At 61.2% G+C, this 20,908-nt stretch carries 22 protein-coding genes; 10 read left to right on the top strand and 12 right to left on the bottom strand.

Annotated elements, in window-relative coordinates; genetic code table 11:
• Positions 1–4: 4 nt before the first annotated feature.
• The 4 genes from E8E68_RS18110 to E8E68_RS18095 form a co-directional block, all read right to left on the bottom strand.
• The gene (locus tag E8E68_RS18110) at positions 5–499 is read right to left on the bottom strand and encodes a GNAT family N-acetyltransferase (RefSeq protein ID WP_280343445.1); all 495 of its coding nucleotides are present in this window, start codon (positions 497–499) and stop codon (positions 5–7) included.
• A 183-nt stretch (positions 500–682) separates the two neighbouring features.
• On the bottom strand, positions 683–1,618 hold the full coding sequence (catA, locus tag E8E68_RS18105) for a catechol 1,2-dioxygenase (RefSeq protein WP_266030000.1): 936 nt from the start codon (positions 1,616–1,618) through the stop codon (positions 683–685).
• A gap of 43 nt (positions 1,619–1,661) precedes the next feature.
• On the bottom strand, positions 1,662–1,952 hold the full coding sequence (catC, locus tag E8E68_RS18100) for a muconolactone Delta-isomerase (protein WP_003256111.1): 291 nt from the start codon (positions 1,950–1,952) through the stop codon (positions 1,662–1,664).
• A gap of 26 nt (positions 1,953–1,978) precedes the next feature.
• Positions 1,979–3,100 (bottom strand): muconate cycloisomerase family protein, encoded by a 1,122-nt coding sequence (locus E8E68_RS18095; RefSeq protein ID WP_280343437.1) that lies wholly within the window; start codon positions 3,098–3,100, stop codon positions 1,979–1,981.
• Positions 3,101–3,235: 135 nt separating this feature from the next.
• On the opposite strand from E8E68_RS18095, the gene catR reads away from it, so the two are divergent.
• Both catR and E8E68_RS18085 read left to right on the top strand, forming a co-directional pair.
• The gene (catR, locus tag E8E68_RS18090; RefSeq protein ID WP_280343434.1) at positions 3,236–4,108 is read left to right on the top strand and encodes an HTH-type transcriptional regulator CatR; all 873 of its coding nucleotides are present in this window, start codon (positions 3,236–3,238) and stop codon (positions 4,106–4,108) included.
• A gap of 118 nt (positions 4,109–4,226) precedes the next feature.
• Positions 4,227–5,390: an AAA family ATPase gene (locus E8E68_RS18085; protein ID WP_110744248.1), complete on the top strand. Its 1,164-nt coding sequence runs from the start codon at positions 4,227–4,229 to the stop codon at positions 5,388–5,390.
• Between the two features lie 113 nt (positions 5,391–5,503).
• Here E8E68_RS18085 and E8E68_RS18080 read toward each other — a convergent pair whose 3' ends face one another.
• Positions 5,504–5,701: a DUF1737 domain-containing protein gene (locus tag E8E68_RS18080; RefSeq protein ID WP_266030236.1), complete on the bottom strand. Its 198-nt coding sequence runs from the start codon at positions 5,699–5,701 to the stop codon at positions 5,504–5,506.
• A gap of 133 nt (positions 5,702–5,834) precedes the next feature.
• Complete coding sequence (locus E8E68_RS18075) at positions 5,835–6,695, bottom strand: LysR family transcriptional regulator (protein ID WP_280343429.1); 861 nt, start codon at positions 6,693–6,695, stop codon at positions 5,835–5,837.
• 90 nt (positions 6,696–6,785) lie between these two features.
• Here E8E68_RS18075 and E8E68_RS18070 point away from each other — a divergent pair, with 90 nt between their 5' ends.
• Together E8E68_RS18070 and E8E68_RS18065 are read left to right on the top strand one after the other, a co-directional pair.
• On the top strand, positions 6,786–7,199 hold the full coding sequence (locus E8E68_RS18070; protein WP_110744251.1) for a VOC family protein: 414 nt from the start codon (positions 6,786–6,788) through the stop codon (positions 7,197–7,199).
• A gap of 32 nt (positions 7,200–7,231) precedes the next feature.
• Complete coding sequence (locus E8E68_RS18065) at positions 7,232–8,521, top strand: cation:dicarboxylase symporter family transporter (RefSeq protein WP_280343424.1); 1,290 nt, start codon at positions 7,232–7,234, stop codon at positions 8,519–8,521.
• 132 nt (positions 8,522–8,653) lie between these two features.
• On the opposite strand, the gene E8E68_RS18060 is transcribed toward E8E68_RS18065, so the two are convergent.
• The gene (locus E8E68_RS18060) at positions 8,654–8,953 is read right to left on the bottom strand and encodes a hypothetical protein (RefSeq protein WP_266029994.1); all 300 of its coding nucleotides are present in this window, start codon (positions 8,951–8,953) and stop codon (positions 8,654–8,656) included.
• A 171-nt stretch (positions 8,954–9,124) separates the two neighbouring features.
• The gene (locus E8E68_RS18055; RefSeq protein ID WP_280343420.1) at positions 9,125–9,586 is read right to left on the bottom strand and encodes an anti-virulence regulator CigR family protein; all 462 of its coding nucleotides are present in this window, start codon (positions 9,584–9,586) and stop codon (positions 9,125–9,127) included.
• A 565-nt stretch (positions 9,587–10,151) separates the two neighbouring features.
• Between E8E68_RS18055 and E8E68_RS18050 the strand changes: the two genes are divergently transcribed.
• The 3 genes from E8E68_RS18050 to E8E68_RS18040 all read left to right on the top strand — a co-directional run bounded on the left by E8E68_RS18050 (position 10,152) and on the right by E8E68_RS18040 (position 14,164).
• Positions 10,152–11,501, top strand: a complete 1,350-nt coding sequence (locus E8E68_RS18050; RefSeq protein ID WP_280343417.1) for an aromatic acid/H+ symport family MFS transporter — start codon at positions 10,152–10,154, stop codon at positions 11,499–11,501.
• Positions 11,502–11,522: 21 nt separating this feature from the next.
• Positions 11,523–12,785: a gallate dioxygenase gene (locus E8E68_RS18045; RefSeq protein WP_108079154.1), complete on the top strand. Its 1,263-nt coding sequence runs from the start codon at positions 11,523–11,525 to the stop codon at positions 12,783–12,785.
• Positions 12,786–12,916: 131 nt separating this feature from the next.
• Positions 12,917–14,164: an OprD family porin gene (locus tag E8E68_RS18040; protein WP_266029990.1), complete on the top strand. Its 1,248-nt coding sequence runs from the start codon at positions 12,917–12,919 to the stop codon at positions 14,162–14,164.
• Positions 14,165–14,178: 14 nt separating this feature from the next.
• On the opposite strand, the gene E8E68_RS18035 is transcribed toward E8E68_RS18040, so the two are convergent.
• Positions 14,179–15,372 carry a LysR family transcriptional regulator gene (locus tag E8E68_RS18035; RefSeq protein ID WP_280343413.1) on the bottom strand — a complete coding sequence of 398 codons (1,194 nt, stop codon included), beginning with the start codon at positions 15,370–15,372 and terminating at the stop codon, positions 14,179–14,181.
• A 117-nt stretch (positions 15,373–15,489) separates the two neighbouring features.
• Between E8E68_RS18035 and galB the strand changes: the two genes are divergently transcribed.
• Genes galB through E8E68_RS18020 form a run of 3 tightly spaced genes read left to right on the top strand, consistent with a single transcriptional unit; the run spans position 15,490 to position 18,067 of the window.
• Complete coding sequence (gene galB / locus E8E68_RS18030; protein WP_110159605.1) at positions 15,490–16,266, top strand: 4-oxalmesaconate hydratase; 777 nt, start codon at positions 15,490–15,492, stop codon at positions 16,264–16,266.
• Positions 16,263–16,979, top strand: a complete 717-nt coding sequence (locus E8E68_RS18025) for a 4-carboxy-4-hydroxy-2-oxoadipate aldolase/oxaloacetate decarboxylase (RefSeq protein WP_266029987.1) — start codon at positions 16,263–16,265, stop codon at positions 16,977–16,979. The genes galB and E8E68_RS18025 overlap by 4 nt, the downstream gene beginning before the upstream one ends.
• A 2-nt stretch (positions 16,980–16,981) precedes the next feature.
• The gene (locus E8E68_RS18020; protein ID WP_280343404.1) at positions 16,982–18,067 is read left to right on the top strand and encodes a 4-oxalomesaconate tautomerase; all 1,086 of its coding nucleotides are present in this window, start codon (positions 16,982–16,984) and stop codon (positions 18,065–18,067) included.
• Between the two features lie 23 nt (positions 18,068–18,090).
• Here the strand turns inward: E8E68_RS18020 and E8E68_RS18015 are convergent, their stop codons facing one another.
• The 3 genes from E8E68_RS18015 to E8E68_RS18005 all read right to left on the bottom strand — a co-directional run bounded on the left by E8E68_RS18015 (position 18,091) and on the right by E8E68_RS18005 (position 20,613).
• Positions 18,091–18,549, bottom strand: coding sequence for a DUF3429 domain-containing protein (locus E8E68_RS18015; RefSeq protein WP_266029985.1), 459 nt, complete (start codon positions 18,547–18,549; stop codon positions 18,091–18,093).
• A 35-nt stretch (positions 18,550–18,584) separates the two neighbouring features.
• Positions 18,585–19,145 (bottom strand): GTP cyclohydrolase I FolE, encoded by a 561-nt coding sequence (gene folE / locus E8E68_RS18010; protein ID WP_280343401.1) that lies wholly within the window; start codon positions 19,143–19,145, stop codon positions 18,585–18,587.
• A gap of 472 nt (positions 19,146–19,617) precedes the next feature.
• On the bottom strand, positions 19,618–20,613 hold the full coding sequence (locus E8E68_RS18005) for an IS110 family transposase (protein WP_280343398.1): 996 nt from the start codon (positions 20,611–20,613) through the stop codon (positions 19,618–19,620).
• Positions 20,614–20,908 lie beyond the last annotated feature (295 nt).

Below are 20,908 nucleotides of genomic sequence, written 5' to 3'. Positions count from 1 at the left end.
CACCTCAGTGGCGAGCGCCGGTCACCAGGAAATTGAGCAAATCAGGATCATCATCCACGGCGATGGCGTGCGTCGGGCGGGACAGGTTGGCCAGCACGGCCTTGCAGAAGGCTACCGCGGGCGGGTCTTGCGCGTAGCAACGCAGCAGCCAGTCGCCTTCGCCACCCAGCAGCTGTAATGCCACTGCCTGGCCGATGCCCCGGCGGCGGTACTTCTTCAGGATGAACAGGTCGGCCAGTTCCAGCGCATCGATGCCCGGCAGTTCGCTGCGCTCGACCAGCACGAAGCCGGCAATGAAGCCGTCCGCCAACACCAGGCAGGCGCGCCAGCCGTCATCCTGCCAATAGCGCTGCAGGTGCTCGTCGTGGATGTAGAAGCGGCCGTCCACCTCGACATCTTCCTGTTCCCAGTCGGAGGACTCATAGGCATAAAACTGGTACAGGTTGCGGATCAGCGGGGCCTGGTCCGCGGTGGTTGGCAGCAGCGCGATGGGCAGCATGGTGCGGGGCTCGGTTAAATTGCCGATTCTAGATCACCCGCCTGCGGCAGTAAAAAGCCCGGGCCCTCCCCGCACGGAAAGGCCCAGGCAAGAAACACAGCAGATGATGGCTAGAGGTCCGCGGGGCGTGGGCGTTGTGCAGACCTTAGGGTCGCGGCCTTGGGGCAGACCTCAAGCCGAAACTCAGCCCGCCTGCAACGCCCGCGGACGATGACTGCGCGCCTCGGCCTCTGGCGCCTTGGCCGCCTGCAGGTGGAAGTCGAACGCCAGCTCGGCAAAGCGCTCGCCTTGCACGCCGCGGTCATGCGCCGCCGCCGCATCCTCGACAAAGTGCAGGTCGCCGATCAGCCCGTCACGGGTGGCGTAGGCAAAGTCATCCCACAGGTACTGGTCACCGGCGAAGTTGATCTGCGTGGTCAGGTGCCGGTGCCCCGGTGCCGAGATGAAGAAGTGCACATGCGCCGGGCGCTGGCCGTGGCGGCCGAGCAGGTCGAGGCATTCCTGGGTCGGCCCCTGCGGGTCGCAGCCGTAACCCGACGGCACGATCGAACGCGCACGGTAGCGGCCCTCGGAATCGGTGATGATACGGCGGCGCAGGTTGTACTCGGACTGGCTCGAGTCGAAGTACGAATAGGTGCCTTGGGTATTGGCGTGCCACAGGTCGACAGTAGCGCCGGCCAGCGGCTTGCCTTCGGCATCGAATACCTGGCCTTGAAGGAACATCACCACGCCGGGGTCGGTGCCATCGTCCATGCGCGCTTCACCTTGCGCCAGCGGAGCGCCAGCAACATAAAGCGGGCCTTCGATGGTGCGCGGGGTGCCACCGGCCAGGCCGGCTTCGGCGTCCTTGGCGTCCTGCAACAGGTCGAGGAAGTGCTCGATGCCAAGGCCGGCAGCCAGCAAGCCGGCCTCGTTACGGCCGCCCAGGCGGTTGAGGTAGTCAATGGCGTGCCAGAACTCGTCCTCGGTGACTTCCAGGTCTTCGACCAGGCGTGCGGTGTCTTGCAGCACGCGGCGGATGATCTGCTTGAAGCGCGGGTTGCCCTCGGCATGGTCCAGGCCAGCGACCTGGTTGAAGAAGGCTTGAATGTCGGCAGTGTGGGAAATTTTCACGGTCATCGTGCTCACCTCATATTGTTCTTGTCAGGTAGACAGGTGCGGATCAGCGGTCGTCGCTGTGGATCGACGAGGGGTGCCGGCACAGGCCGTCGACCTCGATGTCCATGTACGGGAACAACGGTAACTGCATCAACGTGTCGTGCAGCGCCTCGACGCTGGGCACATCGAACACGCTGTAGTTGGCATAGTGCCCGGCAATGCGCCACAGGTGGCGCCAGGTGCCTTCGCGCTGCAGGCGTTGGGCCAGTTCCTTTTCGTCGGCCTTCAGCTGGGCGGCCTTGGCCGGGTCCATGTCGACCGGCAATTTCACGGTCATCTTCACGTGGAACAACATGGTTGATCTCCTTGCTTGCTATGCAATCAGCGACGGGCGAAGCGCGCCAGGCGCTGTTCGTCCAGGGTCAGGCCCAAGCCTGGTGTACGGGGGATGTGCAACTGGAAGTCGTGGTACTGCGGCGGCTCGTTGACGATTTCTTCGGTCAGCAGCAATGGCCCGAACAGCTCGGTGCCCCAGGTCAGCTGGCGCAGGGTCAGGAAGGCATGGGCCGAAGCCAAGGTACCGATCGAGCCTTCGAGCATGGTGCCGCCGTACAGGGCAATACCCGCGGCCTCGGCGATTTGCGCGGTGCGCAGCACGGCACGTGGGCCACCGTTCTTGGCGATTTTCAGGGCGAAGATGCTGGCGGCGCCGTCGGCGGCCAGGCTGAAGGCGTCTTCAACGCTTTCGATCGACTCATCGGCCATGATCGGTGCCGGGCTGCGCTGGTTAAGGCGCACCTGGCCACCGCGGTTGATGCGCGAAATCGGTTGCTCGATCAGGTCGATGCCGTTGTCGCCGAGCACCTGGCAGGCTCGCAATGCCTGGGACTCATCCCAGTACTGGTTGACGTCGACACGCACGCTGGCGCTGTCGCCCAGCTCGCGCTTGATCGCCACTACGTGCCTTAGGTCCTGCTCCACCGGGTTGGCGCCGATCTTCAGCTTGAACACCCGGTGCCGGCGGATTTCCAGCATGTGCTGGGCTTCGCCGATGTCGCGCGCGGTATCGCCGCTGGCCAGGGTCCAGGCCACTTCCAGGCTGTCACGCACACGGCCACCCAGGAGTTCGCTGACCGGCAGGCCCAGGCGCTTGCCCTGGGCGTCGAGCAAGGCACTTTCGATACCCGACTTGGCAAAGGTGTTGCCCTTGGCCAGCTTGTCCAGTTTGAGCATGGCGGCGTTGATGTTGTCTGCCGGCAGGCCGATCAGCGCCGGGGCCAGGTGCGCGTCGATATTGGCCTTGATGCCCTCGGGGCTTTCGTATCCATAGGCCAGGCCACCAATGGTGGTGGCCTCGCCGATACCTTCCACACCATCGCTGCAGCGGATGCGCAATACCACCAAGGTCTGCTGCTGCATGGTATGCATGGCCAGCTTGTGCGGGCGAATGGTCGGCAGGTCGACGATCACTGCCTCGATACGTTCAATCAGCGCGCTTGTCATTGTTGCCAGGTCTCGTCAGGTCGGGCAGCCAGTTGCAGGCCCGAATGGTGCATTAACTTGATTGTTCAAGGATTGCGCGAGACCCTGACCAGCGTCCAATATCAAATGAATCTCCCACCATACCCTGGAGGTCTGATGGAGCTGCGCCACCTGCGTTACTTCAAGGTTCTGGCCGAAACCCTGAACTTCACCCGCGCCGCCGAGCTGCTGCACATTGCCCAGCCACCGCTGAGCCGGCAGATCAGCCAGCTGGAAGATCAGCTCGGCACCCTGCTGGTGGTGCGCGAACGCCCGCTGCGGCTGACCGAGGCCGGCCGGTTCTTCTACGAGCAGACCTGCACCGTGCTGCAGCAGTTGCAGAACATCAGCGACAACACCCTGCGTATCGGCCAGGGCCAGCGGCAGTGGCTGGGTATCGGTTTTGCGCCGTCCACACTGTACACCGTGCTGCCGGAGCTGATCCGCGAGCTGCGCCAGGACAGTGAGCTGGAACTGGGCCTGAGCGAGATGACCACCCTGCAGCAGGTGGAAGCCTTGAAAAGCGGGCGCATCGATATTGCATTTGGGCGCATCCGCATCGACGACCCGGCCATTCACCAGCAGGTACTGTGCGAGGACCCGCTGGTGGCCGTACTGCCCAAGGGCCACCCGCTGGCAGGCCAGCCGCTGAGCCTGTCGCAGCTCGCCGGGGAAGCGTTCATCCTCTACCCGGCCAACCCCCGGCCCAGTTACGCCGACCATATATTGGCGTTGTTCGCCCACCACGGCATGAGCATCCGGGTCAGCCAATGGGCCAATGAGCTGCAGACAGCGATTGGCCTGGTGGCCGTTGGCGTGGGCATTACTCTGGTGCCGGCATCGGTGCAGCAGCAGCACCGTACCGATATCGAATATGTCGGCCTGCTGGACAGTGACGCTGTCAGCCCGATTATCCTCAGCCGGCGCAAAGGTGATGTAAGCCCGATCGTGCAGCGTTGCCTGGCGTTGATCGAGCAGCAGGCCCGATGAACAGGCTGCCCCATTGCGTTGCCTGTGTGCTCTGCCCCCGGGCAGCCGCGGTCGGGCAGTAGCAAGGCCGCCCTGCTTACGCCACAATCGGCCGCCAGGTTCAAACCGGACACCCCGCATGCTCACCACCCTCGCCATCGGCAATTACCGCTCGATCAACCACCTCGTACTGCCCTTGGGCCAGCTCAACCTGGTGACCGGCGCCAACGGCAGCGGCAAGTCCAACTTGTACAAGGCCCTGCGGCTGCTCGCCGAAACCGCCCAAGGCGGTGTGATCGAAGCCCTTGCCAGGGAAGGCGGGCTGGATTCGACCTGGTGGGCCGGGCCAGAGATGAGTGCGCGCATGAAGCGCGGTGAGGTACCGATTCAAGGGCAGCATCCGAGCGAGGCCAGGCGCCTGCGCCTGGGCTTTGCCACCGAGGACTTCGGCTTTGCCATCTCCCTCGGTTTGCCGATCCCGCTGCCTTATCCCACCGCTTTCATGCTTGACCCCGAAATCAAGACCGAGGTCATCTGGGCTGCCGGGGCCTATCGGCCTTCGTCGTCGCTGGTAGAACGCAAGAATGCCCTGGTACGGGCCCGCGAGGGCAATGCCTGGACGGTGCTCGACCAGCATGCCGACAGCTGCGAGAGCTTCTTCAGTATCGTTGGCCGGCCAAGGCAGGCCCCGGAAATTGGCGAGCTGCGGGCATTCATCAACAGCTGGCGGTTCTACGACCACTTTCGCATCGACCGTGATGCGCCCTGCCGTCAGCCACAACTGGGGACTCGCTCACCGGTGCTGCATCACGACGGGCGCAACTTGGCCTCGGCGTTGCAGACCATCGTCGAGATTGGCGAGGTTGAAGACCTGGAAGAGGCGCTCGAGGACGCGTTCCCCGGTAGCCGTCTGGAAATCAATGCGCCACCGGGTGGGCTGTTCAGTGTGCGGCTGCACCAGCATGGCCTCTTGCGGCCACTTGAAGGTGCTGAATTGTCGGATGGCACGCTGCGCTATCTGTTGCTGATGGCTGCGCTGTTGACGCCGCGGCCACCGTCGTTGATGGTGCTGAACGAACCGGAAACCAGCCTGCACGCCGACCTGCTGCCGGCCCTGGCGCGGCTGATTATCCGGGCGTCTGGCCGTAGCCAGGTCTGGGTGGTATCGCACAGTGCGCCATTGATTGCAGCGCTGTCGGCGTGTGACGGGTGCAATGTGCTGGAGCTGGAAAAGGTACAAGGGCAAACCCAGCTACGCGGGGTGGGGATGCTGGATGAACCGCTGTGGCGGTGGGTTGATTGAGCCCGGCAACAATGATAACCCGGGGTTCGTCTTGGTTATTGCGGAGCCTGTGAGATCGAGCGCCGCCCGCGCGGCGCTCGATCCCCCAGGCGCTGCAATAACCAAGACGAACATCAGGCTGAAATCGCCTGTGCCCCCGGCCAGATGACCGCCTGAGCTACGATCACATTCTTGCCATTGAACGTCAGCGCAGGCCCGCCATGGAGTTGATAGCCCAGCTCCAGGGCATCACTCACCCGATGGCAAAAAGACGCGTCATCGGGGCCGGTCAATACACGGTAAATCGGCAGGCCATCGGGTGGTTGGGTCATGTATTCGGTCCTTGCAGCAGTAGGTGTGTCTTCCAAGAATACCGTTTTCTGCCGGATCACGGCTGGAGGGTTCCATGCGGTGGTTACGACATCTCTTCATATAAAACCTGGCATGTGTAGGCTGATCATCGCCCTAGAGGGCGGTGAGAACTTCCCGAAGGCGCTGAAGGGCTGGCAAGTTACGATTTGACTCACTATAAGCCAATACGATGTTTCGGCTGTAACGGGTATCCTGACTGACGGGCATATAGTGAGCACTGAACGACCCTGTCGTGAGCCACTGAGGTACAAGTGATACTCCCTGACCATAGGAGACCAGCAAATCAATGGCTTCCAGTGAGTCGATATCGCACCCCACCCTCACATCAATGTCACGATCATCAAGGTACCGCTGAGCCAATGATCCGCCCCATGAGTTGACGTCGTAGCGTATGAAGGGCTGAGTTTCCAGGGCGGATAAAACTGCGTCTGCAGTGACCGGCGTACCGCTTAGCAGCCCAAGCGGCTCGGCGCGGAGCACATATAACCTTACAGACTTAGGTGGCTTGAACGGTGGCTCAACGAGAATGGCCGCGTCCAGCTCGCCGCCGACAAGTTTATCGTACAGGAGCTTTGAATCCCCTGGGGTAATCTTCAGCTTCACGTCAGGGGCGCATACCGAAAACTGCTCGATGGCTGACGGTATGATTCCCGTTAATGCGGTAGATATGGCGCCAAGATTAACATCCCCCCGCAAGCCATCCAGTTGCAGATCAAATTTCAATGTATTGGCTTGTAGTATGATGTCACGAATTTTTTGTGTAACGGCAATTAGCCTCTGATTGGGCCTTATGGAATGGGCATCTCGGTTGAAGAGCTCGCACTCCAGTTCTTTCTCGAGGCTTTGAATTCGCAAGCTGATGGCCGTCGATGACACATTCGACTTTTTTGCAGCGCTGGCGATTGACCCATTGTCAATGACAGATATAACGGCCTCCAGCGTTCTGATGTCCATACCGATTCCTTATGCTCAGACCAAGCGTGGGTGGGTGTACATGCGTCGCGCGTTCTGAAAAGCTTTTCTCCCCTGCTGAGGAGAGTCGCCATGTTTAATCCTTTCCATATCGCCTACCATGTTACCAGCCTGGAAGACGCCCGAAAATTCTATAAAGATTACCTGGGATGTATCGAGGGGCGAAGTACTGACACCTGGGTAGACTTTGACTTTTTCGGGCATCAGATTTCCCTGCATCTTGGTGAGCCATTCAAGACTACCCGCACAGGCAAAGTGGGCCAGCATAGGGTGCTGATGCCCCATATTGGCGTGGTACTGCCGCTTGATCGCTGGCTGGAGCTTGCTCAGCGGTTAGAGGCCAAAGACATGGTGTTTGAGATCCCCCCAGTCATTCGTTTCAGGGGGGAGCCCGGGGAGCAATGTACGATGTTCTTCCTTGACCCGAGCGGCAACCCAATCGAAATCAAAGGCTTTAAAAATCTCTCCGCCGTCTTCGCTTCTTGATTCATCCCAATAATAACAAGAGACCCATCACCATGGCTGCGAAAAGAAAGATCAGCTTGATCACCCAGATTGCAATCGGCTTGTTTTCAGGGGTTATTGTCGGGCTACTGCTCAACTACTTTCCCGATCAAAAAGGCTGGTGGGTAGCGCAGGTCCTTCAGCCCGCGGGCGATGCCTTCATCAAGCTGATGAAAATGATCATCGTCCCGCTGGTGTTCTCCTGCATGGTAGTGGGGATTGCCGGATCTGGGGGCCGCTCTCTCGGGCGAGTGGGAACAAAGGCGTTGGTTTACTTCTTCTCGGTTACCGGCGTGGCAATTGTGTTCGGATTATTAGTGGGTAATATTTTCCAGCCTGGCGTTGGCGCCGACTTTTCCAGCACAGCAACTAGCACGGTACAAGCCCCGATGCAGGGCGCATCACAGGGGTTAGGCAATGTGCTGCTGGGAATCATCCCGGATAACATCATCGCGGCGATGGCTGAAGCCAAGCTACTTTCCGTACTGTTTTTTGCAATCATTTTTGGGGTGGCGCTTTCAAAGCTGGACACGCAACACCGACTTCCCTTGGTCGGTGCGTTACAAGCCGTTGCCGATACCATGTTCAAAGTAACCCACATGGTGATGGCGTATTCTCCGATCGGCATTTTTGCCCTGATTGCAGTAACGGTATCCAGCTTTGGCATTCACGCCCTGCTGCCGCTGGCGAAGCTGATCGGCGTGACATACCTGGCGGTACTATTCTTTGCTATCGTGGTGCTGGGCTTCATTGCAAAGCTGGTCGACGAAAACATTTTTGAAATCATCAAGGCTTTCAAGGATGAATTAGTGCTGGCATTCAGTAGTGCCAGCTCCGCGACGGTCATGCCTCAACTGATGGCCAAGAGCGAAGTGAGAGGCGTACCACGCAACATCACCACGCTGGTCATACCGCTGGGATATTCGTTCAACCTTGATGGTGCCTCTTTGTTTGCAGGGTTAGGCACACTCTTTATTGCCCAGGTTTACAATATTGAGCTCGCCCTGGCAGACCAGATCATGCTTGTTTTCATCATGGTACTCACCTCCAAGGGCGCTGCTGGCGTACCGGGGTTCATGTTTGTCATCCTCACTGCCACGCTCACCGCCGCCGGGTTGCCGTTGGAGGGCGTTGCCTTGATTGCTGGGGTGTACAGGCTAATGGATATGCCGGTTACTGCACTGAATGTGCTAGGCAACGCGCTGGCCCCCTTGGTAGTGGCAAAATGGGAAAGTCGATCCCTGAACCGTGATGAACCTGTGAAGGGTGATGCTGAAGCCAGCGCACTCCCTCAAGAACAATGATTCGGTCAGTATCGCTGCGTTTTGCCAAGCTGGAGGAAGCGCAGTAGTCAGTCGATCAGGTTCACAGGACGAAATGGAAGATAGGGTAAACCCCATGCTCTTCCATTTCCTTTTTCTGCACGACCCACCTTTCTAATCCAGGGCAACCATGGAGTCAGCGGCAGGGAGGCCCTGCTCCGCTATTCGGCGCGCCCGCACAACACCCCAGGCCAGCGCGCGGGCCATCGACTCACTTGGCCGGGAAGCGCAGGCCTCCTCGTGCAAAGCCATGCCAGAACGCGCATATACCCCCAGGAACATTTGCGTACTACCGGTGCGCGAAAGCCTTACCTGGACATCGATCCGGATGCCATCGCCCAGCATTTCTTCGTGGCTACGGTGGTGGAGCGTAGGGTCGACCCACGCCCAGTACACGTTACCCCTCATTCGCATACAGCCTCCAGCAACCGAAGTTGGTAGCGTCCAAAGTCGCCGGGCTAACCCCACTTTAGGATTAACCCTATACAACTGGATCGACCACGGGTTGCGAGGATCTGCTCCATTTATTTTTTCAACACTTCATCGCCGTCCCAGCCATGTCGGAGGCACAAGGCGCACACGGGGTCAGTCGAAGGCTCCGTTCAGCACTTCATAAATCAGGCCCGTCGCCACAGCGACCAGGATCAGATCGGCACCGGCCTGCATCCACTCGTAGCCGTCATAGTGCGGCAACTGGCCGAGCAGGCGACCGTCCAGTTTCTTGGCGATACCTGGAGGGAGCGGCTTGCCACGAGCGAGATTCTTTTGGATACCGGGTGGTAGCGAGGGGCCCGGACTCCAGTAGTCACGATGGCCACTCAAGATGCCGAGGACATCACCACGGTCTATAGACGGGCCACCGTGTCGGCCACCATGATCGCCCCCCTTCTTGCCGCCACCTGACTGGCCAGGTCCTTGGGAGTGTGGAGGCTGGCCCTTCCCGTTCCCCTGCCCTTTGCCATTGCCAGGATCAGCCGATGAAACGCAGGGCGCTAATGCCATTACCATCGATGTAATGCATGCAACGAAAATCCGGGGCTTGGCCATGGCTGCTTCCTTTTGCGATGGAGGAATCTATGCAATGTAGACGACGCCAGGGGCACTCGTCCGTGACAGCTATCACGTTGCCTGCCTCCCGCTAGCACAGGCTCCACTCCCATACATCAGGTGCGGGACGTTACTTGATCACGCTCTGATACGTCTCGGCATGGGCATGGCCGTGCAGGATGGCAACTACTCAACGTTAGCGTGCCGGCGGTGATGTTATCGGTCCCAACCTCCACAGGCAGGCAGCCACATACGCGCTGCTTGGCTGAAGACGTTCAGCCTTGGCTCTTCCTGAACGGCCATCCGCTGCCGGCAAGTTCCAGTTAACCAGCGTCGCCACCCCATCACGCCCTTCGCAGGGCAACAGCTTGCTGCCACGAAGCCTGCGATAAAAAAATTGGATATCTCATTAAAGAAATCCCGCAGGCGCTGCCATGGACCATGGCAGTACAGTCCGCCTCACGCCGCAGTCCGGCGGGGTGATTGCTGCTGGGCCGTTACGCGTTCAAAGCCTTAGCGGAACCCAGCGCAATTCACACCAATACAAGAATAAAGGTGACCACGCATGCTTAAGCCTCCTGTCGATGCCCCTATCGATGTCAAAGACTGGATCGATAACCGCCCCATTGCCGCCTACCAGTGGCTGATCCTGTCGCTGTGCTTCCTGATCGTGCTGTTCGATGGCTTCGATGTCGCCGTCATGGGTTTCATCGCGCCTTCGCTGATGCAGGACTGGGGCCTGTCGCGCGCCGCCTTTGGCCCGGTGATGAGTGCCGGCATGGTCGGCCTTGCCATCGGCGCACTGACCGCCGGCCCGTACGCCGACCGATTGGGCCGCAAGAAAGTACTGCTGATCGCGGTCAGTGGTTTCAGCCTGCTGAGCCTGGCCTGCGCCTTCGCCCGCAACCCCTATGAGCTGGCTGTGTTGCGGTTGCTGACCGGCATTGCCCTGGGTGCGGCCATGCCCAACTGCACCACCCTGCTCGCCGAATACCTGCCTACCCGCAACCGCTCGTTGATGATCACCATCATGTTCACCGGCTTCAACATGGGCTCGGGCCTGGGCGGCTTTTTGTCCGCCTGGCTGATCCCTCATCACGGCTGGAAGTCGGTACTGCTGGCCGGCGGCCTGCTGCCATTGGCTTTGCTGCCCCTGCTGTGGTGGCTGCTGCCAGAGTCCGCCCGCTTCCTGGCTGCACGCCAGGCACCGGCCAGCCAGATTGCGGCAGCCTTGGCCAAACTCGGCGGCCGCTTCGCTGCCGGCACGCGCTTTATCGTCAGTGAGCCAACCACGCAGCACAAGGCACCGGCCCGGCAGCTGTTCAGCGAGCGCTACCGGTTGGGCACCCTGGCCCTGTGGCTGACCTATTTCATGGGCCTGCTGGTGATCTACCTGACCATGGGCTGGTTGCCGACCCTGCTGCGTGATGGCGGGCTGTCCATCGAGCGCGCCGCCACCATCACCGGGCTGTTCCAGATTGGCGGCGCAGTGGGCGCAATCGTGGTCGGCTGGATCATGGACCGACGCAACCCCAACCGGGTCATCGCCATCGCCTACGCCCTCGGCGGCCTGTGCATCGTCTCACTGGGCGCCCTGAGCCTGGAGTCGAGCCTGCTGGTGGTGGGCGTGGCGGCTGCCGGGTTCTGCATGAGCGGTGCGCAGACCGGCCTGAACGCCTTCGCCCCTGGCTACTACCCGACCGAGTTCCGCGCCACAGGTGTAAGCTGGATGCTCGGTATCGGGCGCTTTGGGGCCATTTTCGGCTCCCTCATCGGTGGTGCCGTGCTCAGCCTTGGGCTGGGCCTGCCGCTGCTGTTCACCCTCCTCGGCCTGCCGGCATTCGCCGCCGCCCTGGCGATCCTGGCCAACGGCCACGCCCGGCTGCGCGCGAACCCCGCAGTAACCGCGCCGTAACCTGTAACAGAGGACTTTCGCATGGCTCGTATCATTGGTGGCCTGGCCGTCTCCCACACCCCAACCATCGGCTTCGCAGTCGACCACGACAAACAGGAAGAAGCCGCCTGGGCGCCGATCTTCGAAAGCTTCGAGCCGATCCGCACGTGGCTGCAGCAGCGCCAGCCGGACGTACTCTTCTATATCTTCAACGACCACATCACCTCGTTTTTCTTTGACCATTACAGCGCCTTCACCCTGGGCGTAGACGAGCAGTATGGCGTGGCCGATGAAGGGGGTAACCCGCGGGACCTGCCGCCAGTGGGCGGCCACGCAGCGCTGTCGCGGCACATCGGCCAGAGCCTGATGGCCGATGAGTTCGACATGAGCTTTTTCCGCGACAAGCCGCTGGACCACGGCTTCTTCTCGCCCATGTCGGCGCTGCTGCCCTGCGATGAAAGCTGGCCCGTACAGATCGTGCCGCTGCAGGTCGGCGTACTGCAGCTGCCGATCCCCACGGCCCGGCGCTGCTACAAACTGGGCCAGGCATTGCGCCGCGCCATCGAGAGCTACCCCGAAGACCTCAAGGTGGCGATCGTCGCCACCGGCGGGGTGTCACACCAGGTGCACGGCGAGCGTTGCGGCTTCAACAACCCGGAGTGGGACGCGCAGTTCCTTGAACTGCTGGTGAACGACCCACAGCGCCTTACCGAGATGACACTGGCTGAGTACGCCACGCTCGGCGGCATGGAAGGCGCCGAGGTGATCACCTGGCTGATCATGCGTGGCGCGTTGTCTGCCAATGTTGAGCGCAAGCACCAAAGCTACTACCTGCCATCGATGACCGGCATTGCCACCCTGCTGCTGGAAAACCGCGACCAGGCACTGCCGGCGCCGGTCAACGAACGTCACCGCCAGCACATGCAGCATCAGCTGGCAGGGGCTGAGCAGCTTGAAGGCACCTACCCCTACACCCTGGAGCGCAGTGCCAAAGGCTACCGCCTGAACAAGTTCTTGCATCGCATGATCGAGCCGCAGTGGCGCCAGCGTTTCCTGAGCGAACCCGAAGCGCTGTACCGCGAGGCAGGCCTGAGCGAAGAGGAAAGCGACCTGCTGCGCCGCCGCGACTGGCGCGGGCTGATCCACTACGGGGTGATCTTCTTCGTGCTGGAGAAGCTAGGCGCCGTACTGGGTGTGTCCAACCTGGACATTTACGCCGCCATGCGCGGGCAGAGCATCGAAGACTTCATGAAGACCCGTAACCAGCAGGTTCGCTACTCGGTGGCCGGCAAAGCGCCAAACTGACCGATGCAACCCGCTTGATCCTGTGACGGCGCGTCCCGCGCCGCCACCCCCACCGCTCCCTGATTCAACCTGCCCAGCGCCGATGCGCCGCTGGCGGGCAGCGCTTTGCCCATCCCTGGAGAATAAAAATAATGAAATGCCGCACCCTGTACCCGCTCGTCCCTACATTCGCACTGGCAGCCAGCCTGCCACTGCAAGCCCTGGCCGAAGGCTTCGTCGACGATGCCAAGGCAAGCCTGACGTTGCGTAACTTCTACATGAACCGCGACTACACGGGCACGGCAAGCCAAGGCAAAGCCGAGGAATGGACGCAAAGTTTCATCCTTGACTTCAAGTCCGGCTACACCCCCGGCGTGGTCGGTTTCGGCGTTGACGTGCTGGGCCTTTACAGCATCAAACTTGATGGCGGCAAGGGCACCGCCGGCACGCAGTTGCTGCCTGTTCATGACGACGGGCGCCCGGCGGACGACTTTGGCCGCACGGCGCTGGCGGGCAAGATGCGGGTGTCCAAGACGGAACTCAAGGTTGGCGAGTGGTCACCTACCCTGCCCATCCTGCGCGCCGATGACGGCCGCTCGCTGCCACAAACCTTGCAGGGCGCGCAGGTCACCTCCAACGAGCTGGCCGGCCTGAGCCTGTATGGCGGCCAGTTCCGCCAGAACAGCCCGCGCAACGACGCCAGCATGCAGGACATGAGCCTGTTCACGCGCACAGCCTTCACCTCGGACCGCTTCAACTTCGCCGGCGGTGAATACCGCTTCAACCAGGAGCGCACCCTGGTCGGCGCCTGGTATGCCCAGCTGGAAGACATCTACCAGCAGCGCTACTTCCAGGTGCAGCATCAACAGCCGCTGGGTAACTGGGTACTGGGCGCCAACCTGGGCTACTTCTGGGGCAAGGACGACGGTGGCGCCAAGGCAGGCGAACTGGACAACCGCACCGCTTCGGGCCTGTTCTCGGCGAAGCTGGGTGGCAACACGTTCTACGTCGGTTTGCAGCAGGTCATGGGCGATGATGAATGGTTCCGAGTCAACGGCACCAGCGGCGGCACGCTGGCCAACGACGCCTTCGGCTCCAGCTACGAAAGCGCCCGCGAGCGCTCCTGGCAGGTGCGCCACGACTTCAACTTCGTGGTGCTTGGCATACCCGGCCTGACCCTGATGAACCGCTATATCCACGGTGACAACGTGCACAACGCCAGCACCCAGGACGGCACCGAGTGGGGCCGCGAAAGCGAGCTGGCCTATGTGGTCCAGTCCGGGCCGTTCAAGGCCCTGAACCTCAAGTGGCGAAACTCCAGCCAGCGCCGGGACTGGGGCAGTACCAACAGCTTCGATGAAAACAGGCTGATCGTCAGCTACCCCCTGAGCCTGCTTTGAGGCCCCTCCCGAGCTTACGCCTGCTCAGTGATGACCTGGCGGATACAGGTCATCAGCGCGACTGCTGCCGGTGACTGCAGGCAGCCACTGCGCTGCATGAGCCCGATGGCGCGGGCAGTGCCGGGCAGTGCCAGCGGCAGGCGTTGCAGTTCGCCGCTGGCAATCTCGTAAGCCAACTGGTGCGCAGACACCGCCGCCAGCATGTCCGAACGCACCAACAGACCACGGATAACCGCCAGATCAGCGCTTTCCACCACCGGCCACGGCGCTGTCAGGCCCGCGGCGGCGAAGCAGTTGTCGAGCAGCTGGCGGGCCGGCGAGCCCGCCCGCGGCAACACCCAGCGCGCCTGGTGCACGCCCTTGAGCGTCAGGTGTGTGTGCAACAGCGGGTGCCCTCGACGGGCCAGCAACACCATTTCCTCGTTGATGAGCGGCTCGCCCACCAGGTCGCTGGCGTAGTCGTGAGGCCGCAAGGCGCCCAGCACGAAGTCCACATCCCCTACCCGCAGCTCGGTCGCCAACAGGTCGAACGGGCTTTCGTTGGTCACCACCCGAACCTGTGGGTGCTGGGCCGTGAAGCGTAAAATGGCGTCCGGTAGAATGCGCGAGCGGCCCAATGGCAACGCGCCGACATGCACCACCCCGCGCAGGGTGCCTTGCATCGCGCTCAGGTCACTGTCCAGCAGGCGCAACTCGTTCAGCGCCCGGCGGATGGGGAACAGAATGTCCCGGCTGGCCACAGTGGGCTGCAGGCCGCGCGACGTGCGCACGAACAAGGGCTGTCCGCAGCCGCCTTCGAGCACTTTCAAGGCAGCACTGACCGCCGGCTGGCTAAGGCCGAAGTGCCGCGCCACGGTTTGCATGTGCCGTGTTTCACAGAGCTTCACGAACACCTGCAGGCGCCGCGCCTGAAACAGGTAAAGGGGCTCGCCCTGCGCGGTGCCCAGCAAACTCGGCACGCCGTCCAGTTCCGCCAGCACGCGCTGTGCACGCGGCAGCAGGCACTCGCCATAGTCAGTCAGGCGCATGCCATTGGCATGGCGCTCGAACAGGGGCACGGCAAAGCGCGCCTCCAGCTCGGCGATGGCGCGAGTGACCACGGACTGAGCACGGAACAGCACCTCCGTCGCCCGCGAAACGCTGCCCAGCTCGGCTACCCGGATGAACGCGCGGACTTGCATCAGGTTGGGCAGTTCGACATCGATCATAAGGGCTCCCGGCGCTCGGCTCGTGACTGCGGCGACTATGCCTCTACCCCGCTTGCCCGGCAATAAATAAAACGCATAGCCGCTGCAAATGAACGCATTAGTGCCCTGCACAGGCCAGTGACATCCTGCGCCCACCCCCACTGCAGGAGCCAACGAACCATGAATACCCCACAAAAATCCGCCCTGGTGGTCAGCGCACATTCGGCCGACTTTGTCTGGCGTGCCGGTGGCGCCATTGCGCTGCATGCTGAGCAAGGCTATGCCATGCACGTGGTCTGCCTGTCTTTCGGTGAGCGTGGTGAGTCTGCCAAGCTGTGGCGCAAGGGTGAAATGACTGAAGCCAAGGTCAAGGACGCACGCCGTGAAGAGGCCATGGCCGCGGCCGAAATCCTCGGTGCCAGCGTGGAGTTCTTCGACATCGGCGACTACCCGATGCGCGCCGACAAGGACACCCTGTTCCGCCTGGCCGATGTGTATCGCCGGGTACAACCGGAGTTCGTACTCAGCCACTCCCTCAAAGACCCCTACAACTACGACCACCCACTGGCCATGCACCTGGCCCAGGAAGCCCGCATCATCGCGCAGGCTGAAGGCTACAAGCCGGGCGAAAAGATCGTTGGCGCACCGCCGGTGTACGCCTTTGAGCCGCACCAGCCCGAGCAGTGCGAATGGCGCCCGGACACCTTCCTGGACATCACCCCGGTGTGGGACAAAAAGTATGCCGCCATCCAGTGCATGGCCGGCCAGGAACACCTCTGGGAGTACTACACCCGCGTAGCCCTGCAGCGCGGCGTGCAAGCCAAGCGTAACGTGGGCATCACCAGTGCACGCAACATCGTCTACGCCGAAGGCCTGCAGAGCGTGTTCCCACGCGTGACGGAGAACCTGGCATGAGCGGGCTGATCGGCAAGACCGGCATCGTCGTGCGTAATATCCCACGCGTTGAGCCACACATCATCGATGCCCTGGGCCGGCTGGGTGTCGCCACGGTGCATGAGGCCCAAGGTCGCAAGGGGCTGCTCAATACTGCCGTGCGCCCCCTCCAGCAAGGTGTGGCAGTGGCCGGCAGCGCGGTAACCGTGCTGGTGGCCCCAGGCGACAACTGGATGTTCCATGTTGCCGTGGAGCAGTGCCGCCCAGGCGACGTACTGGTGGTGGCGCCCAGCTCGCCGTGCAGCGATGGCTATTTCGGCGACCTGCTGGCGACCTCGCTCCAGGCCCGCGGCGTGCGCGGCCTGGTGATCGATGCGGGCGTGCGCGACAGCCAGACACTGCGCGACATGGGCTTTGCCGTGTGGTCCCGCGCCATCAACGCCCAAGGCACAGTGAAGGAAGTGCTGGGTTCGGTGAACCTGCCGCTGCTGTGTGCCGGGCAGCTCGTCAATGCCGGTGACATCGTGGTGGCCGATGACGACGGTGTAGTGGTGGTGCGCCATGGCGAAGCCCAGGCGGTACTCGAAGCCGCCACCCAGCGCGCCGACCTGGAGGAACGCAAACGCCTGCGCCTGGCCGCCGGCGAGCTTGGCCTGGACATCTACGAGATGCGCCCGCGCCTGGCGGCGAAGGGCCTGCGTTATGTCGACCACCTCACCGACCTGGAAGGCTGAACATGGGCCAGACCCGCATACCCTGCCTGCTGATGCGCGGCGGCACCTCCAAGGGCGCCTATTTTCTGCATGACGACCTGCCCGCCCCTGGCCCGCTGCGCGACCGGGTATTGCTGGCGGTGATGGGCTCGCCCGATGCCCGGCAGATTGACGGCATCGGCGGCGCCGACTCGCTCACCAGCAAAGTCGCCATTATGCGCGCTTCGCAGCGCGATGACGCCGACGTGGACTACCTGTTCGCTCAGGTGGTGGTGGACGAGGCGCGGGTGGACTATGGGCAAAACTGCGGCAACATTCTGGCCGGCGTAGGGCCGTTCGCAATTGAGCGCGGCCTGGTGGCCGCCAGCGGCGCGAGCACACCGGTGCGCATCTTCATGGAAAACACCGGGCAGATCGCCGTCGCCCAGGTGCCGACCGCCGAGGGCCAGGTGGAGTATGCCGGCGATACCCGTATTGATGGGGTGCCGGGCCGTGCGGCGGCGCTGGTGGTAACGTTTGCCGACGTGGCCGGCGCCAGCTGCGGAGCGCTGTTGCCCACCGGCAACAGCCGCGACTGTGTCGATGGCCTGGAAGTCACCTGCATCGACAACGGCATGCCCGTGGTGCTGCTGCGTGCAGAAGACCTTGGCGTGACCGGTTACGAGCCGTGCGAAACGCTGGAGGCCGACAGCGCCCTGAAAACACGCCTGGAAGCCATCCGCCTGCAACTGGGCCCACGCATGAACCTGGGTGATGTCAGCCAGCGCAATGTGCCAAAAATGTGCCTGCTGTCAGCACCGCGCAACGGCGGCACGGTCAATACGCGCTCGTTCATCCCGCACCGCTGCCATGCGTCCATCGGGGTGTTTGGTGCGGTGAGTGTTGCTACGGCCTGTTTGATTGAAGGGTCGGTTGCACAGGGCCTTGCCAGCACGTCCGGCGGTGATCGTCAGCGTTTGGCGGTGGAGCATCCGAGTGGGGAATTTACGGTGGAAATCAGCCTGGAACATGGCGTGATCAAGGGGTGCGGGTTGGTGAGGACGGCGCGTTTGCTGTTTGACGGGGTTGTGTGCATCGGTCGGGATATCTGGGGTGGGCCGCAGAAGTGACTCATCAATGGTTGCTTGGGGTTTCAAAAATGAATGGACACCGCAAGTGCACTGACCAGCAAACAGAGGCTCGCGACAGCCGTTAAATGCACGCGCATCGGCAGATACCACCCAGGCATGGCTTGCGCCAGTTTGCGATCCTGCCAAAGATGGCCGACAAAACCAAAGGTCAACACCAGACACCCCACTGGCACAGGCAGCAACGTGCCAACCCAACCGATCAGGGCCGGTATAACGCTCCACACCAGTCGCTCTTGACGCTGCTTCGCGGGCAACCCCTGCAACGTCATGGCGAACCCCCAGTGCAGGGCACCGACGAAGCTCAATATCACCGCGCCATAGCCAACCAGCATCATCGAGAAAAACGCTCGATATTCAGCCGAAAAGAGGATGAGCGCCGTCAAACCAATAAACGGCAGCAGGCCGCCGTAACCCAGGACAGCGAAGCGGCTTGGAGATAAAGCGGTAGCAACGGAACTCATCTGGGCGCCCCTTCGCAACGGTTCAGGACCGGATGTCAGTTGTGTCGTCCAATGAGGTTAAGGAATTCGTGCCGCGTAGAGGGGTCGTCGCGAAATTCACCTAACATCACGGATGTCATCATCACCGAGTTCTGCTTCTCTACCCCGCGCATCATCATGCACATATGCTTGGCTTCGATCACGACCGCTACTCCTGCAGCATCCGTGACCTCCTGCACGGCATACGCAATTTGCCGCGTGAGGTTTTCCTGTATCTGTAAACGACGGGCGAACATATCCACCACGCGTGCAACCTTGGAAAGCCCTAGCACACGCCCTGTTGGCAGGTACGCGACATGCGCCTTGCCAATAAACGGCAACATGTGGTGTTCGCACAATGAGTAGAGTTCAATGTCACGCACCACAATCATTTCATCGTTTGCACTCTCGAACAAAGCGCCGTTCACGACCTCGTGGAGATTCTGGGCATACCCGTTGCACAGGTACTGCATGGCTTTGGCCGCACGCTGGGGTGTGTCCAGAAGCCCTTCGCGCTGCGGGTTTTCACCAATACCGACCAGGATTTCATGATAGTGCTCGGCTAACGAATGTGACATTTGGACTCCTCACCGCTACAGCGGTGCCCGCCATCGGGATGTGGTAGCCAGGCCAAGTGTGGCCTCAATCGACAGAACAGCCTGTAAAGAACCGAAAACAGGGGACGTATCTCCCGAGCGCACAATGGGCAAGCGCCGTCGAAGCACAGGGTGAAGGGCCATTCGAAATACATGTACAAGACCTCAATCTTGTATAGGTTTTTGTATAAGTTAGCTGAAACCAGGAAATTCGCAATGGGGGCTAGGGGGTGTTCGCAGGTGGATTTGTGGTGGCGGTGAGATCGAGCGCCGCCCGCGCGGCGCATCGCGAGCTACGCTCGCTCCTACGCTTGTTTCGGGCCAGTATCCCTGTGGCAGACGCGCGCGACCGCCTTGTTTGTACGGCGCGATATCGAGTCATGCGCCCAGGCGTTCGCGCGCAAATCCCGCAGAAATAATTGGCCCGAAACGAACGTAGATACTCTGTTGGCGGTCAAGCTTTTTTGAGGTGCTCAGCGCTGAACAGCTTGGCCGTATCAAAGGGCTCATCGCCACGCATGCATGCCCAGGCACCTGTCAGGTATTTACGCATGACGGCGGCGATAGCCTGCATTTTCTTCTTCCCTCTGCTGAGCAACGATTCGTAAAAGCCCTTCGCGTAGGGGTCATAGCGGATCGCCGTCAACGCTGGCATATACATCGCTGCTCGCAGGTAGGCATTTCCACTTTTTCCGAGTCGACCAGGCTTATCAATGCTTGTACCTGACTGCGTCTGTCGAACGTCGAGACCGGCATGGCGGCTTACCTGCGAAGACTTGAGCATTTCAGGTAATGTCGTGAGCTCAGCCAAAATGGCTAATACAGACACCTCTCCCATGCCAGGAGCGGCAATTAGTTGTTGGTACTGCCGACTAAGCATTTGGCATTGAGCAATCAAGTCATGGCCAGCCTTACGAAATCGCTCAATACGCTTGTCCAATGAGGCTATCGCCTCTTCTTCGTCTTCGATCAGCATGGCGATGGTCGTGTTGGTCGCCCGCAACGCATGCAACTCATTTTTCGCCCTTGTTCGGTGGCCAACCAGACGATTGATATGCCGCCCGATAGCCCGGAGCTCAAGCTGGGCAGGGCTTGGAGGGGTCCATAAGCGTGGTGTCATTCGCTCGGCATACTCGGAAAGCAGCTGGGCATCAATCGCATCAGTTTTGCTGTTCACCAGCATTAGCTTGGCGAAATTGTGAAAGCTCTTGGGGTTGATTACCGAGACAGGGAGGTCAGCGGCGTGCAGGTCGATGGCCAAATCCAGGTAATAGATACCGGTCGCTTCCATCACGATGGCTTTGGGCTTGAGCGATTGGAGCTTCTTAACCGCAGCTTTACGTCCGGCTGGTGTCTGGGCGATCTCCCACTGACCAGCAGGGCGCCCATCTTTGCGCACCCCGGCGATTGAAGTGCGCGAACCGATATCCAGGCCAACGAAGACACTCATCCTTCCCACTCCCCAGCAACATAGGTAACAATGGCCTCCGGTTCCCCGACCTCGAACTTCATGCCGCTGCAACCTTGTAATGCGAAGTCCGACTTGTCGGCTTCTCGATACTCTTCGTGGTGGGCAATGAGGCGGGGGACCTCTCTACGTACAAGGTCAGGGCAATCCCTGCCTTCAGGAGCGATCGGTCTCCCCGGAAGTGCTTCTTGAACCTGACGAGAATAACCTCTCTGGCCAGGTCAGACACAACATACAAGGAGCGAGCGCAGCTCGCGATGCGCCGCGCGGGCGGCGC

This window comes from Pseudomonas sp. BN607 (assembly GCF_029871175.1).
In the GTDB taxonomy this organism is placed as follows: Bacteria; Pseudomonadota; Gammaproteobacteria; order Pseudomonadales; family Pseudomonadaceae; genus Aquipseudomonas.
This window is presented reverse-complemented; position numbering and strand designations above follow the sequence as displayed.

Bases quoted from the DNA above. Each gene is read 5' to 3' on its own strand.
- E8E68_RS18110 (WP_280343445.1), bottom strand. From the start codon at position 499: ATGCTGCCCATCGCGCTGCTGCCAACCACCGCGGACCAGGCCCCGCTG.
- catA (WP_266030000.1), bottom strand. From the start codon at position 1,618: ATGACCGTGAAAATTTCCCACACTGCCGACATTCAAGCCTTCTTCAAC.
- catC (WP_003256111.1), bottom strand. From the start codon at position 1,952: ATGTTGTTCCACGTGAAGATGACCGTGAAATTGCCGGTCGACATGGAC.
- E8E68_RS18095 (WP_280343437.1), bottom strand. From the start codon at position 3,100: ATGACAAGCGCGCTGATTGAACGTATCGAGGCAGTGATCGTCGACCTG.
- catR (WP_280343434.1), top strand. From the start codon at position 3,236: ATGGAGCTGCGCCACCTGCGTTACTTCAAGGTTCTGGCCGAAACCCTG.
- E8E68_RS18085 (WP_110744248.1), top strand. From the start codon at position 4,227: ATGCTCACCACCCTCGCCATCGGCAATTACCGCTCGATCAACCACCTC.
- E8E68_RS18080 (WP_266030236.1), bottom strand. From the start codon at position 5,701: ATGACCCAACCACCCGATGGCCTGCCGATTTACCGTGTATTGACCGGC.
- E8E68_RS18075 (WP_280343429.1), bottom strand. From the start codon at position 6,695: ATGGACATCAGAACGCTGGAGGCCGTTATATCTGTCATTGACAATGGG.
- E8E68_RS18070 (WP_110744251.1), top strand. From the start codon at position 6,786: ATGTTTAATCCTTTCCATATCGCCTACCATGTTACCAGCCTGGAAGAC.
- E8E68_RS18065 (WP_280343424.1), top strand. From the start codon at position 7,232: ATGGCTGCGAAAAGAAAGATCAGCTTGATCACCCAGATTGCAATCGGC.
- E8E68_RS18060 (WP_266029994.1), bottom strand. From the start codon at position 8,953: ATGCGAATGAGGGGTAACGTGTACTGGGCGTGGGTCGACCCTACGCTC.
- E8E68_RS18055 (WP_280343420.1), bottom strand. From the start codon at position 9,586: ATGGCCAAGCCCCGGATTTTCGTTGCATGCATTACATCGATGGTAATG.
- E8E68_RS18050 (WP_280343417.1), top strand. From the start codon at position 10,152: ATGCTTAAGCCTCCTGTCGATGCCCCTATCGATGTCAAAGACTGGATC.
- E8E68_RS18045 (WP_108079154.1), top strand. From the start codon at position 11,523: ATGGCTCGTATCATTGGTGGCCTGGCCGTCTCCCACACCCCAACCATC.
- E8E68_RS18040 (WP_266029990.1), top strand. From the start codon at position 12,917: ATGAAATGCCGCACCCTGTACCCGCTCGTCCCTACATTCGCACTGGCA.
- E8E68_RS18035 (WP_280343413.1), bottom strand. From the start codon at position 15,372: ATGATCGATGTCGAACTGCCCAACCTGATGCAAGTCCGCGCGTTCATC.
- E8E68_RS18025 (WP_266029987.1), top strand. From the start codon at position 16,263: ATGAGCGGGCTGATCGGCAAGACCGGCATCGTCGTGCGTAATATCCCA.
- E8E68_RS18020 (WP_280343404.1), top strand. From the start codon at position 16,982: ATGGGCCAGACCCGCATACCCTGCCTGCTGATGCGCGGCGGCACCTCC.
- E8E68_RS18015 (WP_266029985.1), bottom strand. From the start codon at position 18,549: ATGAGTTCCGTTGCTACCGCTTTATCTCCAAGCCGCTTCGCTGTCCTG.
- folE (WP_280343401.1), bottom strand. From the start codon at position 19,145: ATGTCACATTCGTTAGCCGAGCACTATCATGAAATCCTGGTCGGTATT.
- E8E68_RS18005 (WP_280343398.1), bottom strand. From the start codon at position 20,613: ATGAGTGTCTTCGTTGGCCTGGATATCGGTTCGCGCACTTCAATCGCC.